This window comes from Bacillus sp. AFS023182 (assembly GCF_002560575.1).
Lineage (GTDB): Bacteria > Bacillota > Bacilli > Bacillales > Bacillaceae_G > Bacillus_A > Bacillus_A arachidis.
The window spans coordinates 1-13,365 of the sequence record NZ_NTRO01000021.1; the positions used below are offsets into that span (position 1 = coordinate 1).

13 protein-coding genes and 2 pseudogenes are annotated in these 13,365 nt (G+C 34.0%); 10 read left to right on the forward strand and 5 right to left on the reverse strand.

All coding sequences use genetic code 11. From position 1 onward, the window contains the following. Positions 1-142, forward strand: a 142-nt coding sequence (locus CN288_RS10520) for a zinc ribbon domain-containing protein (RefSeq protein WP_141527949.1), incomplete at its 5' end; no start/stop codon positions are given. Between the two features lie 121 nt (positions 143-263). On the opposite strand, the gene CN288_RS10525 is transcribed toward CN288_RS10520, so the two are convergent. The 3 genes from CN288_RS10525 to CN288_RS10535 all read right to left on the reverse strand — a co-directional run bounded on the left by CN288_RS10525 (position 264) and on the right by CN288_RS10535 (position 1,466). Beyond that, the gene (locus CN288_RS10525; RefSeq protein ID WP_026591126.1) at positions 264-488 is read right to left on the reverse strand and encodes a hypothetical protein; all 225 of its coding nucleotides are present in this window, start codon (positions 486-488) and stop codon (positions 264-266) included. A gap of 29 nt (positions 489-517) precedes the next feature. After that, a complete protein-coding gene (locus CN288_RS10530) occupies positions 518-847 on the reverse strand; it encodes a DUF2085 domain-containing protein (RefSeq protein WP_081810981.1) in 330 nt (109 codons plus the stop codon). Positions 848-1,019: 172 nt separating this feature from the next. Next, positions 1,020-1,466: a GNAT family N-acetyltransferase gene (locus CN288_RS10535; protein WP_026591125.1), complete on the reverse strand. Its 447-nt coding sequence runs from the start codon at positions 1,464-1,466 to the stop codon at positions 1,020-1,022. Between the two features lie 463 nt (positions 1,467-1,929). Here CN288_RS10535 and CN288_RS10540 point away from each other — a divergent pair, with 463 nt between their 5' ends. From CN288_RS10540 to CN288_RS10575, 7 genes are all read left to right on the forward strand, one after another. Further along, positions 1,930-2,502, forward strand: coding sequence for a dihydrofolate reductase family protein (locus tag CN288_RS10540; protein WP_026591124.1), 573 nt, complete (start codon positions 1,930-1,932; stop codon positions 2,500-2,502). A 313-nt stretch (positions 2,503-2,815) separates the two neighbouring features. Further along, positions 2,816-3,205, forward strand: coding sequence for a cupredoxin domain-containing protein (locus CN288_RS10545; RefSeq protein ID WP_026591123.1), 390 nt, complete (start codon positions 2,816-2,818; stop codon positions 3,203-3,205). A 244-nt stretch (positions 3,206-3,449) separates the two neighbouring features. Continuing rightward, positions 3,450-4,031: a DUF4256 domain-containing protein gene (locus CN288_RS10550; RefSeq protein ID WP_026591122.1), complete on the forward strand. Its 582-nt coding sequence runs from the start codon at positions 3,450-3,452 to the stop codon at positions 4,029-4,031. 257 nt (positions 4,032-4,288) lie between these two features. Beyond that, on the forward strand, positions 4,289-4,603 hold the full coding sequence (locus CN288_RS10555; protein WP_026591121.1) for a DUF3892 domain-containing protein: 315 nt from the start codon (positions 4,289-4,291) through the stop codon (positions 4,601-4,603). A 954-nt stretch (positions 4,604-5,557) separates the two neighbouring features. Continuing rightward, positions 5,558-8,170, forward strand: a complete 2,613-nt coding sequence (ppsA, locus tag CN288_RS10565; RefSeq protein ID WP_098302242.1) for a phosphoenolpyruvate synthase — start codon at positions 5,558-5,560, stop codon at positions 8,168-8,170. Between the two features lie 677 nt (positions 8,171-8,847). Further along, complete coding sequence (locus CN288_RS10570) at positions 8,848-9,228, forward strand: VOC family protein (RefSeq protein ID WP_026591118.1); 381 nt, start codon at positions 8,848-8,850, stop codon at positions 9,226-9,228. A 291-nt stretch (positions 9,229-9,519) separates the two neighbouring features. Continuing rightward, on the forward strand, positions 9,520-10,272 hold the full coding sequence (locus CN288_RS10575; RefSeq protein ID WP_098302243.1) for an aminoglycoside phosphotransferase family protein: 753 nt from the start codon (positions 9,520-9,522) through the stop codon (positions 10,270-10,272). A 132-nt stretch (positions 10,273-10,404) separates the two neighbouring features. Here the strand turns inward: CN288_RS10575 and CN288_RS10580 are convergent. Together CN288_RS10580 and CN288_RS10585 are read right to left on the reverse strand one after the other, a co-directional pair. Further along, positions 10,405-10,713, reverse strand: a pseudogene (locus CN288_RS10580) (VOC family protein); the annotation flags it as partial. A gap of 189 nt (positions 10,714-10,902) precedes the next feature. Continuing rightward, entirely contained in the window at positions 10,903-11,103 is a 201-nt protein-coding gene (locus CN288_RS10585) for a DUF1657 domain-containing protein (RefSeq protein ID WP_003198197.1), read from the reverse strand. Between the two features lie 337 nt (positions 11,104-11,440). Between CN288_RS10585 and CN288_RS10590 the strand changes: the two genes are divergently transcribed. Continuing rightward, positions 11,441-12,667, forward strand: coding sequence for a phospholipase D-like domain-containing protein (locus CN288_RS10590; protein ID WP_098302244.1), 1,227 nt, complete (start codon positions 11,441-11,443; stop codon positions 12,665-12,667). Positions 12,668-13,169: 502 nt separating this feature from the next. Beyond that, positions 13,170-13,340: pseudogene (locus CN288_RS29515) on the forward strand (nitroreductase); the annotation flags it as partial. Positions 13,341-13,365: the final 25 nt, after the last annotated feature.

A 13,365-nucleotide genomic window follows, 5' to 3' on the forward strand; every position in this document is an offset into this window, starting at 1 on the left:
CGTGAAAGATCTAGAGTTGCGTGAATGGAAGTGTCTTTCTTGTGGTATGCATCATGATAGAGATGTCAACGCAGGACAAAATTTGAGAAAAGAGGCCTTAAGGCTTCTAACCGTAGGGACTACGGGGATTGCCTACTCATAAAGCCGAGGGATACTTTGGTGTTCGTAGGAATCCCCCACTTCAAACAGTTGGTTAGACTGTTAAGTGGGGGTAGTTCAAGAACGAGACTGTCCCATACCGCAACTTTATTTCAAGTTTACATTTAATCTTTGCAATCACAATCAAAATCTGAACAATCGGCACAATCTAAAGTGCCACAATCCAAATTTCTCTTTTTGGGGTTTCTCTTAAGATGAAAATTTAGCAATCCGATAAATAGTAAACAAATAACAAAAGCTACTATTGCTTCTGTATACTTTTCATGAAAGATAAAACCAATTCCACTGCCACCGGAAATGAGAATTAGAATTGAATAGATCCAGAACATGTAAATACCTCCGTCGATGTAAAATAGATTTAGGATAGAATCCATATGATACTAGATGAGATAAGTAGTCCCATACCATTACCGCTTAAGATACCAGTAGTTACTCTTAGTAAATTTGTGCTACTTCTCCATTTCCACTTTTGGGTAAATCCATCGATGAATAATGGAATTTGAGCAGAGAAGGATAGTGCTAATGATAGCGTATACGAAGGTGTTATTAAAAAATAAATTGGAAACATAAAGAAACCAATCAATATACCTGTGCATCGTGCACATAAAGGTATGTATTTTTGTAGTTTGAGAAAACTCCTTTCAGATTTTCTGTGACAAGGGATATGTAAAATGATACCTCGAATCACTACGGTTCACCCTTTCTAGTAGTATTTTAAATGATTTGGTAACTAAATTATAGAATTCTTAAACTTCGTAGCATAATTCGTTCCTACTAACTCATCAACCTTCATGAAAAAGGTAAGTATTTTAGGGAGGCTTTACTCATTTTCGAGTAAAGTCTCCCTGAATTTTTAGAGTTCAAAAGATGAATTTCGCCAGTTGTTCACCCCAAGATGATAATTCAGTTTCAATAAATCCAGCCTTCTTATAAGCTAGTTTCGCCGAAAGATTTTTAGGATTATAGCCAATCATAATTAGGGGAATATTTTTATTATTAATGCTTCTTATCTTTTCAATAATGAGAAATATAGCCTGTATACCTAACCCTTTTCCTTGATATTCTTTATCAATCATAAGCCTATAAATCCAAAAATTGTTATCATTAGCGTCTATACCAAACATTGTAAAACCTATTAATTTATTATCAAGATATATACCATTTGCGTAGAAGTTATCTAAAAATTGAACCTGTGCGATAGAATAAAGATTAGAGGCAAGAAATGTACTTTGTTCTTCTTTCACTGATAATCTAGTAGCTTCCTCCCAATTACTTTTATCAATGGGTTTTAAAGTTATTTTGTTCAATATGATACCCCTTTCGAGTGATAGAACCACGCAGTTTTTGGGCTAGTGAAGCGTTATTCCCTCATATTTAAGTCCAAAGAATACTATTTTCTTTTGCATCGACAACGCCTCCTTAAAATTAAGATTTAAACTTCGTAATAATATATTCAATATTATAATATGATTTCTTTTTTATTAGTTATGTTAATGTAGTATAGTGCTATCCTAAGGGGAAGTAAAAAATTACTCTTGATACTAGCACTATTTGTATACTGTAAACGGTTGTTTTTTATCTTTTAAAATATTTACAGTTGTTAAAATTGTTTACATACAAATAAAATCGTTACATTTACAATACAGATGTTTAAAAACATCAGTCATGTTATTCCATAAGAGGGTTATATATTTGAAGATGAACTGGGAATGAAAAGCAGCATACATAGTTAAGGAAACAATATCTAAATGATTAAAGGGAGGAAGAATTATGTCCAATAACGTAAGGCTAAGAAGAGTCATTTTAGATTTAGCAGTTACTTTAGATGGTTTTATTGAAGGGAAAAATGGGGAAGTTGATTGGTGTATCATGGACTCTGATATGGAGTTTATTAATTTCTTAAATCAAATTGATACTATTTTATATGGAAGAAAAAGCTACGATTTATGGGGACAATTTACTCCAGAAATTGAAGATACTGATACTGAAAAAGGAATTTGGGAATTAGTTCATAGTAAAGAAAAATATGTGTTTTCTAGAACGCAAAAAGGGACCGATCATAAAGTAATATTCATAAATGATAATATTATTGAAGAAGTAAATAAATTAAAGAATAAGCCTGGTAAAGACATCTGGCTATATGGTGGAGCAAGTCTTATTACAACTTTTATCAATTTAGGGCTTGTTGATGAATTTAGATTATCCGTTCACCCTGTTATTTTGGGAGAAGGAAAACCGTTGTTTATTGATATAAAACAGAGATTGAATTTAAAGATGGTTCATACAAGAACGTTCTCCTCTGGCGTTGTGCAACTAATCTATCGTTTGAATGGGAATTCATAAGATTGCACATTCCAAAGATAAAATACAATAAATATCACTAGGAAATACTCGTTGTACCATTTAGTTAAAAAGGTAACTAGATGAAAGAGATGATAAAAAATATTTTGTTTGAATATGAAGTATTACACTTAAACTAATGGTGCAGGTTAAGTGAAGAAGAATGGATTGTAGAAAGTCGTTATAAGAGTTGATTTTTTTCTTTGTCACTGTTTCAGATGAAAGAGTTACTATTTGAAGCACGTTGTACCTCATTTATAGTAATAATATTTTATGAATTGGAAAACAATAGTGCTTAGGAAAGGGAGGATTGCGAATGTCTGTGAAAAAGTGGTTAACTGGATCGGTCATTTTGCTTGCGATATTTATAGTTGTGACAAATACAGGCTCACTCAGTGTATTTGCCGAATCCAGCGTCGTAACGCAGCCTGTTGAGTCAGTGGAAATGATTGAGGTCGAGTTGAACGATGATTACTTTAATCCGAATGTCATCACTATTCCGATTGGAAGAACGACAACGTTGATATTGAAAAACCAAGGTAAAAAAGAGCACACCTTCACTGTAGAGAAGCTCAAAATTGACGCCGAAATTCAACCGGGAAAAGAAAAAACAATTACCGTGAAACCGAATGAAACCGGTACATACGAACTGATATGTCGGTACCATTTCCAGAAAGGAATGGATGGAAAAGTAATAGTCAAATAAAAAGCAGGGCCAATCGGGCCTTGCTTTTTTAATAAGCAACGATAACTTACTTATTATTACCCAGACATTATTATAATAGCTAACGTTCCTCCGCATATAGGCAGGATTGTGGAGAAATGGATTTACTAAATCCTATAATCCATTGTAAACTGAATTCACACAATCATTTAAATGATTTATTATAAAATAATTATTTATATATACTGAAATTAATATGAGTATAAATAATAAGGGGGGACCTAACATGACAAAGAGAAATGAAATTAACAATAAAAAGGAATTGTCACTAGAACAACGTGAAGAATTACTTGAAGTATTGAAAGTTCGTTTTGAGAAAAACATGAATCGCCATAAAGGCCTTGAATGGGCTAAAGTCCAAGCAAAGCTGGATGCTAATACTGAAAAACTGTGGTCGCTCAATGAAATGGAAAGAACTGGCGGCGAACCGGATGTTGTTGGGCATGATATAGAGAAGGGCGAATACATTTTTTATGATTGTTCAGCGGAAAGTCCTAAAGGCCGCAGAAGTGTTTGTTACGATCTTGAGGGGCTAGAGTCAAGAAAAAAACATAAACCAGAAAATAACGCTATTGATATGGCAAGTGCCATGGGTATTGAACTATTAACGGAAGAACAATATCGGGCGTTGCAGAATCTTGAAAATTTCGATAAGAAAACGTCAAGTTGGGTGCAAACACCTTCTGATATTAGAGAACTCGGCGGTGCCCTTTTTTGCGATTATCGCTTTGGGCACGTCTTCGTGTATCACAATGGAGCAGAATCTTACTATGCCGTTAGGGGTTTTCGTGGCTCGCTAAGGGTCTAAACTTTGCACAGATAGCTAAATTTGAATTTGAGAATAGATCCACTTAGGGAAACGTTTTAATTTCATTCTTCAACTATCGGGCGCAGTTCTATAGCAAAAATTGTGTTCGATTTGAATACGAGCTGAAAAAGTGGAATAGGTTCGCATTTATAGAATGGAAATGTGAAAAACTGTAAAAAAATAATTTTCTTAAGGATCACAGTACATAAAACTAATAGCATCCGAGCATATTAATAAAATGTTTGGAGGTGGGTTTTATGGATAAAAAAGACTTTCAAAAAATTTATAATGATTACTTACAACAAGGGGAAGACCAAGCTCAATTGGAAGTAGTTGAGGAAGGCGATTCAGGAGTAGAACAAATTGTTGCAGTTCGTAAAAATGATGAGGATGATATTATTGCTTTTAAAACAAGTAGTGGAAGAGAATTAGATTATATTACTGCTCTTGATGAAGCAAAATCAGGGAAGTTAGCTCATGTGGACGTATTTCATAAGTATGGCAGGGATATTATACGTAGTGAACCTGACGGTATTAAAGAAAATAACTTAGATAACTTGCCTTCTTTTTAAACGGATAAACCCAAAGAAGAGAATATTAATTTGGATATTCTCTTCTTTACTTTACTAATTTACTATGAATTTCGTAAACTTTCTGTAAGAAAACCATCAGTTATTCAATTATAGGACGCTTTAATGAGGTAACAAAAAAAGCCCAATTTCTTAATATTTAGACTGTACCTCGAATCGTGGACAATTAAAAAAATCCATGATTTAAAGTGAATCCAAAAAGTTAGACAAATATTCTAAGCAGCTAATAAGGATTGGATCCTGTATTGTACAGGGCTCAATCCTTTTTTGTACTCTCCTTAATTTCTTTTAAAAGTTCAAGTATTTGTTTTTCGTATTTAGATTTTCGTTTTAAATATTGTATAAGGTGTAGAGCGGATAATATCCCTATGAAATATAAAGAAAATTTAGTGATCATATTAATAAATACTACAACTAACGAAGTAATGCCGAGATGCCAATTAAACGGCACAACTACCAGTAAACTTAAAATCAATGCTAACCATATAAGGTTTCTGTTCATTCTCGTTCACCTTCCTTTTTTTGAAAAATCATGCCGTTGTTTTTGATTTTAACACATCTAATATATATACATATTGAGAAAGCAAGCAATTATAATAAAAAGGTTTTGTTAAAGAATTCTGTAGATATTTGATTGAATCAAACAATTGTTCTGCAATATGTGAACGATTGTTTGGAGGGTTTTTCCCTGCGTAAATCGGTAGGTTTAATTGGTGATATTCATTTCGGTACTCTATTCTATTGGAGACATAAGTATTACCTACTAATGGTTTCAATAATATAATTTAACAAAGCAATTTTTTTAAAGGAGTGTTTGATATGAATATAGAACTTCATCAGGAGCAAGAACGAGTGGACAGCGTAATTAGTTGATCAGATGAACAATTTTTTCATATAATTCGTCTTAGTATTGAGCGATAGATGGGAGGGAAGGAAATGAAACCCTATGTACTAGAGTTTCGGGAGATCGATAAAACGAGACAAATCTTGGTCGGTGGCAAAGGAATGAATTTGGCGGAACTATCGAAGATTCATGGAATACAAGTGCCAGAAGGATTTTGTGTTACGACAGAAGCCTATCAAAAAGCCCTCGAACAAAACGAAGCGTTCCACGTATTGCTGGATCAACTAGTACTACTAAAAGTAGAGGATCGAAATCAAATTGGTGAAATCAGCAGGGAAATTCGGAAAATCATTATGGAAGTAGAGATTCCTTTCGATGTTGTGAAAGATGTTACTTACTATCTCTCCCAGTTTGGTGATGAACATGCTTATGCAGTGCGTTCCAGTGCAACTGCTGAAGATTTACCACATGCCTCATTTGCCGGCCAGCAAGACACCTATTTAAATATCATCGGAAAAGAACCCATTTTACAGCACATCAGCAAATGTTGGGCTTCTCTATTTACAGATCGTGCCGTGATTTACCGTATGCAAAACGGATTTGACCACAGTCAAGTGTATATATCCGTTATCATTCAACGGATGGTGTTCCCGCAGGCTTCAGGAATTTTATTTACTGCTGATCCGATTACTTCCAATCGAAAGCTACTATCTATCGATGCTAGCTTTGGACTAGGAGAGGCCCTTGTCTCCGGCTTGGTATCTGCCGATTGCTATAAGGTGCAAGAAGAAAAGATTATCGATAAAATGATTGCAACCAAAAAACTAGCAATCTACGCCTTAAAAGAAGGAGGCACAGAAACACAGCAGATAGAACCCAATCAGCAAAAAAGCCAAACACTTACTGAACAACAAATATTACGACTAGCACGTATAGGAAGCCAGATCGAAGCTTATTTTGGTTGCCCACAAGATATCGAATGGTGTTTGGTTGATGATATATTATATATTGTTCAGAGCCGGCCAATCACTACTTTATACCCCATCCCTGAAGCGAGTGATCAAGAAAATCACGTCTATGTATCTGTCGGTCATCAACAAATGATGACTGACCCCATGAAACCATTGGGGATGTCTTTATTCCAGTTAACAGCTCATCCACCCATGCATGCAGCTGGTGGAAGGTTATTTGTTGATGTCACACATAATCTGGCTTCGCCTGTCAGTAGAAAAAATTTATTAAATGTCATGGGACAATCCAATCCGCTCATCAAAGACGCACTTATGACCGTAGTCAAGCGAAAAAAATTTATAAAATCGTTACCAGATGATGAAAAAATACAAAGTTCCAGTCAAAGTAATAATGGTAAATCTGTGGATTTTCTAACACAAATCGAAAACAATCCGACGATCGTTACTGATTTGATTAAGAGTAGTCAAACATCGATAGAAGAGTTAAAACAAAACATCCAAACGAAATCAGGATCAAATTTATTTAATTTTATTCTAGAAGATATCCAGCAATTAAAGAAGATATTATTTAACCCGCAGAGTTTGGCTGTAATTATGGCAGCTATGGATGCTTCATCATGGATCAATAAAAAAATGGAGAAGTGGTTAGGTGAAAAAAACGTAGCAGACACGCTTTCTCAATCTGTACCAAACAATATTACTTCGGAAATGGGTCTAGCATTATTGGATGTCGCAGATGTGATTCGTCCTTATCCAGAAGTAATTGCTTATTTACAACATGTAAAAGATGATAACTTTTTGGATGAACTGGTTAAGTTTGAAGGTGGACAAAAAACCAGAGACGCTATCTATTCTTATCTCAATAAATACGGAATGCGATGTAGTGGAGAAATTGATATTACTAAAACTCGTTGGAGTGAAAAGCCAAGTACACTTGTCCCCATGATTCTCGGTAACATTAAAAACTTTGAGCCGAATGCTAGCAATTGGAAATTCGAGCAAGGGCGACAGGAAGCTTGGAAAAAGGAACAAGAGTTATTAGATCAATTGAAAGAATTACCGGGTGGTAAACAAAAAGCTAAAAAGGCAAAACGAATGATCAGCCTAATCCGGGATTTCATCGGTTATCGTGAATATCCAAAATACGCCATGATTAATCGCTACTTCGCTTATAAGCAGGCTTTACTGAAAGAAGCCGAACAACTCGTGCAAGTCAATGTTATTCATGAAAAAGAAGATATATACTATCTCACTTTTGAAGAACTTCGCGAAGTTGTACGCACAAATCAACTAGATTACCAGATCATCAGCAAAAGAAAAGACGAGTACAAATTATATGAAAAACTAACTCCCCCATGTGTTATCACGTCTGATGGTGAAATCATTGCAGGTGAGTACAAACGGGAATATATTCCACCTAATGCTATTGCAGGCCTACCTGTTTCTTCCGGTATTATCGAAGGAAGAGCACGTGTCATCTTAAATATGGAAAATGCGAATTTAGAAGAGGGAGATATATTGGTTACCGCCTTTACCGACCCTAGCTGGACACCGCTGTTTGTATCTATCAAAGGCTTGGTTACGGAAGTAGGTGGTTTGATGACCCATGGTTCTGTCATTGCCAGAGAATACGGTCTTCCAGCAGTTGTAGGTGTGGAGAATGCTACGAAGTTGATCAAGGATGGACAAAGGATCAGGGTGAATGGAGCAGAAGGGTATATAGAAATACTATAATTCATTACATTTAAATCATAAAAGAAGAGCATTCGAATTAAGAGAATCATTGATAACACGGTGCTTTGCGGTCTATGGTAACCTCCTCAGTCACTAGGACAAATGGGGGGGCAGTAACGGAAGAACAATATTAATGTCTGTTAAGATTATGTTGAAATCGGATCTTCTGTTAAAGTAAGCTATTGTTGAATAAAACTTAGAATTTCAAACGACTTTATTGTTATATTTTTAGTGTAGTAAATTATACTACGTCAAAAATTAAACAACTATATGTTTAACCCCGTCCTAAATTTAGAACGGGGTTATGCTTGTTTGAGCTTGTAAAATTAAATAACATTATTATCATTTTACACTAACAACGGAGGAGAATAGGAAAAGTAGAAGCCAATCCATCCAAAAGGAGCAACATTTCATGCTCCTGTAACAAGTTAAGATATATAGGTTAAAGTGAAGAGAGAATATAACAATATAGTTTACATAATATTATTATGTTAAGGAATAGTAAGTTGGCTATTATTTAAATACTAAAACTCAAACTCATCTCAAGATATGAAGAGAGCGAGAAAATCAGTGTGTAAAAATGTGTGAAGTGAAAATTTAGCATAAAAGCACTTCAAAAAGAACGCTAGTTCGTATATACTGAATACAACTGAAGTAGAAGAAGGGAAGAGAAGCTGATGATTCATAAAGTTGGTCAAATTATGTTATATGTAAATAATCAAGATGAGGCTGTGCAATTTTGGACAGAAAAAGTAGGTTTCCACTTAGTTGCTGATGAAAATAATGGTCAAGGATTTAGATGGATTGAAATTGCGCCAACGGAGAAAGCGGAAACGAGTATTGTTCTACATAATAAGGAATTAATTGCGAAGATGCAGCCTGAATTAAATTTAAGTACGCCATCCATGTTATTTTTCACTGAAGATATCGATAAGTTACATAAAGAGTTTGTAGAGAAAGAAATTACAGTCGGAGAAATTGTAAATATGCCGTCTGGAAGAGCATTTAATTTTGCTGATCACGAGAAAAATTATTTTGCAATTATGGAGAAAAAATAATTAAGAGCATAAATCGATTTGAAATATTGACACGATGTTTTAAAGTTTATTTAGATCCTGTTTTACAGGGTCTTTTTTATTGGTCTCTAATCGATAGGAAAAAATAAAAGAACCAAGATTTGATCCTTCTACTGTATGTATTGTTAATCGATCACCTGTTTCGCTAACGAAATATGGGTATTAAAAAATTCAGAGTTTAATATAAGAGGGGAGGCTTTCAATATAATTACATCGAATATATTAGATGAAGTGTAAGACATTATTGTAATTTATCTTAAGGAGAGAAAATAATTGAACCTAGGTAAGCCAATAGCTATTGGAAATACAGCAAAGATATATCTTTGTGATCATAAAATTGTAAAAGTGTTTAAAAAACACTTTCCAAATACAGAATCTTTATACGAGGCAAAGAAACAAGAATACGCTTATTCATGTGGACTTAACGTCCCTCAGGTATTTGAAGTTACAGAAATAAAGGGTAGGCAAGCAATTATAATGGAATATGTAAAAGGGCAAACAGTTGGTGAACTTTTGATAAATCATATGGAACGGGCGGAGCATTACATAAGTATTTGTGTCGATATACAACAAAAGATGCATGCTGTTGTTGTTAATTCGGATTTACTTGAACCGATGTCAGCAAAGCTACATCGCCAGATTGAATCAGTATACAATCTAGATGAGGAACTAAAGGATAAATTGTTAAGAAAATTGGATTCAATGGTAATTGAACCTAGGCTATGTCATGGAGATTTTCATCCATTTAATTTGATCATGAGTCATGATAACGTGAAAATTATTGATTGGGTAGATGCTAGCGCGGGAGATATTCGTGCAGATGTATACAGAACATATTTATTGTATGCGCAGTCTTCAGTCGAGTTAGCTGAAATGTATTTACGTATATATTGCAATAATACTGGCTTATCAAGGAATGAAGTTTTGGAGTGGGCTCCTATTATTGCTGGGGCTAGATTATCAGAAAATTCATCTTCAGAAAACATAGAACATCTAAAGGGGTTAGTAGACCGGTATTGTCATTAAGGAAAACGACAGAACCAGCATTTCTGTAATGATCAAACTTTTTTAAAGAATGAGATAGTAAGACCGTTCAAAATTATTGAACGGTTTTTATTTTATTTCATAATTTAAATATCTAATAATATAAGTATGATGCTAGAGGGTTATCTCGATATGATTTCCTTCCAGATCACTTATTATGCTCTCGTAATAGCCATCTCCAGTGAAACGTGGTCCATTTAATACAGGATATCCAGCTTCTTTTAATGTTTTGATTAGTTGATTCACATTTTCTTCACTACCAACAGAAAAAAACAAATGAGCATATCCAGTTATATCGGGATTAGGTTTATCTTCTATTCCTTTCTTCCGCATAATTTCAAGACGTGCTTCAGATTCAAAAGTAATAAAATAAGATTCAAAGTGTTTAGCTTTATTGTGATATAAAGGATTTGCCTCTCCATCAACTTAAGAATTTTATAACACACTTAAAACGAAAAAATGTACATCTTCAGATGAAAATGTACATTTTTTTGTTTTGGGATACTTACTTTTCTTATCTTGATTTTAATTGTAATCATCATTTTAATAATCGTTATCTAAGCTGAGCACTCTTCCATGTAGAAGATATTCTATGTGAAAGGTATTACGTTATTACTTGTACTGAGGTTCTTCTTGTTCAATTTGCTGAAGACGAGGATTTAAAGATTCAATAATCTCTTGAGTTTGTTGTGCTGCACCTTTATATAATTGTTTTGCTTGCTGGTTATCAGTATCAAGAACAAATCCTTCTAGGCATGCTTGAGCACTCTTTAATCCAGCGATAGTTTGTTTAAGTTTAGTGCTTACTGTCATGTAGTATTTCCTCCTTGTAAATGTGCTTCAAAATATAGAATGCCTATTTTGTTATTATAGTACGATTTCCAATTTTAGGGTTATGTGAATGAGAAATTTTACAGTTAATTATTTGAGGGAGGATTTTTTTAGCTAATAGCTACATGGAATACTGTTAAGTGGTGTTATGTTAACTTAACGTGAATAGAATATTCATAAGAAAAATCTACCATGTAAGAACGTAATTTATTTATATATTCTATGGTGAAGATTAGATTCATGGATGGGTATGGAATAGTTTTGTACCGATAACAAAAACTAACAGAAAGAAAACGATAAGATATAAAGGAGATTAAATATGTTGAAAAAGATAGGGAAAACTTTCCTGGTACTCCTCTTTGTATTTATCGGCGTATGTTTTGTTTTGCTTGTGTGGGATGAAATTGACAGAACAGCAGCTGAAAAAAGTGGGAGATTTGGCCAGCAGCCTAGCCAATACCCTATTCGTCAAAGTGATATTACTATGTATACAGACGGGAAACAGTTAAACAATCAATTATTCTCAGATATAAAGAAAGCAAAACATTACGTGCATATTAACTTTTTCTCTATTGCTGATGATAAAGTAAGTCATCAGTTTCTAGAGTTATTGAGGCAAAAAAGTCAGGAAGGTGTAGAAGTATACTATGCGTTGGACAGGCTAGGTGGAATTTTACTAAAGAAAAAGGAAAGAGAATTATTAGTTAAACAAGGAGTGCATTTTACATATTACAATAAGCCTGCTTTCCCTTATCTTTCTTCTTCTTTGGATCATCGGAATCATCGTCGTATTTCAGTTATTGATGGAAAGATAGGGTACATTGGCGGATTTAACATTGGCAAGAAGTATTTGGGGGAAAAAGAAAAACTTGGTTACTGGAGAGATTATCACCTTCAAATACGAGGAGAAGGCGTTCAAGATCTAGAAAACCAATTTGTGTTAGACTGGAAGAAAAACTCAGAGAAACCAATTCCGAAACACAGCGCGATAAAGGAAAAGGGAGCAACCTCGCATCGATTTACTGCATATTATAGCGGAGAAAAACTTGGACAAGATTATGCAATGCTGTTTCAACAAGCAAAAAAGTCCATCATTATATTAACGCCTTATTTTATACCAAAAGACAAAACGATTTGGAATGCATTAGTAGATGCAAGAAAGAGGGGAGTCCGTGTCAAAATTCTGTTCTCACCTCATTCGGATGCACTGTTAGTTAAAGAAGCAGCGTATCCATATATCCGAAAAGCATTAAAACAGAGGATGGAAGTATATGGTTATAAAAAGGGAGTGTTACACGGTAAAGTATTTTTGATTGATGAAAAAATATTGATGGTTGGGACCGTGAATTTTGATTCGCGCTCGTTTCATTTAAATGAAGAAATGAACTGTTATATCCATGACCCTGTCTATATTTCGAAAATAAAGCCAGTCATTCATGCAGATTTACAAAATTCAAAGCGAGTAACATCCTCTGACGTCAATCAATTATCGATAAAAGAAAAAATGAAAGAAAAGGTTGCAAAAATGTTTGCGTATTATTTGTAAAAACAAAGTATTTTTATATAAAGGAGTAGTAAACGGCATTTATTAGAATAAATTAAATTACTGACACATGGGTGAAGCTTAGTAACGCAATTAATCAAAATCAAAAAATTGTTAACCAATGCGAGCAGAATAGATGAATACACCGAGAAAACTTTATTTTAAAGGAACTGAAAAAATTGTGAATGAGAATGGATATGATTTGACTTTTGCAATCAGTAGCTTTAAGGAAGTTTCTCAGGCAGAATTCTTTAATCCATAGCTTTTAACAGGGTTGAAAAATCAAATAAGATAGATGTGCAATTTTGTACTATAGGGACTTAAACAATCGATGTAATAATTCAATGAGAGAAACTTGAAAAGGAGTTTGTTTCATGAATATTACATCTTTTTTGATTTACTGTTTTATTATTACGTTAACTTAACATTAGTCGTTATCTGTTCACAAAAACAGTTGGTGCTTTTGTGTCGCTAGACAGTTCTTAGGTGGTTTCTATTTACATGTATAGATTGGCTTATACTTTGCCAGATTAATCTGAGGTTTGTTGTTATTTCAAGTACTGAAGGAATGAAGGGGTATAACAATGATAAGATGCATCTAAGAGGTGCAATGATTGGTCCGCCTTTTCTCATAATTGTTAGTTTATTCATTGCAGGAATCTCTATAAATATTTAGTATGGGGAATATATTATATTTTACT

Bases quoted from the DNA above. Each gene is read 5' to 3' on its own strand.
- CN288_RS10540 (WP_026591124.1), top strand. From the start codon at position 1,930: ATGTCCAATAACGTAAGGCTAAGAAGAGTCATTTTAGATTTAGCAGTT.
- CN288_RS10545 (WP_026591123.1), top strand. From the start codon at position 2,816: ATGTCTGTGAAAAAGTGGTTAACTGGATCGGTCATTTTGCTTGCGATA.
- CN288_RS10585 (WP_003198197.1), bottom strand. From the start codon at position 11,103: ATGACAGTAAGCACTAAACTTAAACAAACTATCGCTGGATTAAAGAGT.
- CN288_RS10570 (WP_026591118.1), top strand. From the start codon at position 8,848: ATGATTCATAAAGTTGGTCAAATTATGTTATATGTAAATAATCAAGAT.
- CN288_RS10550 (WP_026591122.1), top strand. From the start codon at position 3,450: ATGACAAAGAGAAATGAAATTAACAATAAAAAGGAATTGTCACTAGAA.
- ppsA (WP_098302242.1), top strand. From the start codon at position 5,558: ATGAAACCCTATGTACTAGAGTTTCGGGAGATCGATAAAACGAGACAA.
- CN288_RS10555 (WP_026591121.1), top strand. From the start codon at position 4,289: ATGGATAAAAAAGACTTTCAAAAAATTTATAATGATTACTTACAACAA.
- CN288_RS10590 (WP_098302244.1), top strand. From the start codon at position 11,441: ATGTTGAAAAAGATAGGGAAAACTTTCCTGGTACTCCTCTTTGTATTT.
- CN288_RS10525 (WP_026591126.1), bottom strand. From the start codon at position 488: ATGTTCTGGATCTATTCAATTCTAATTCTCATTTCCGGTGGCAGTGGA.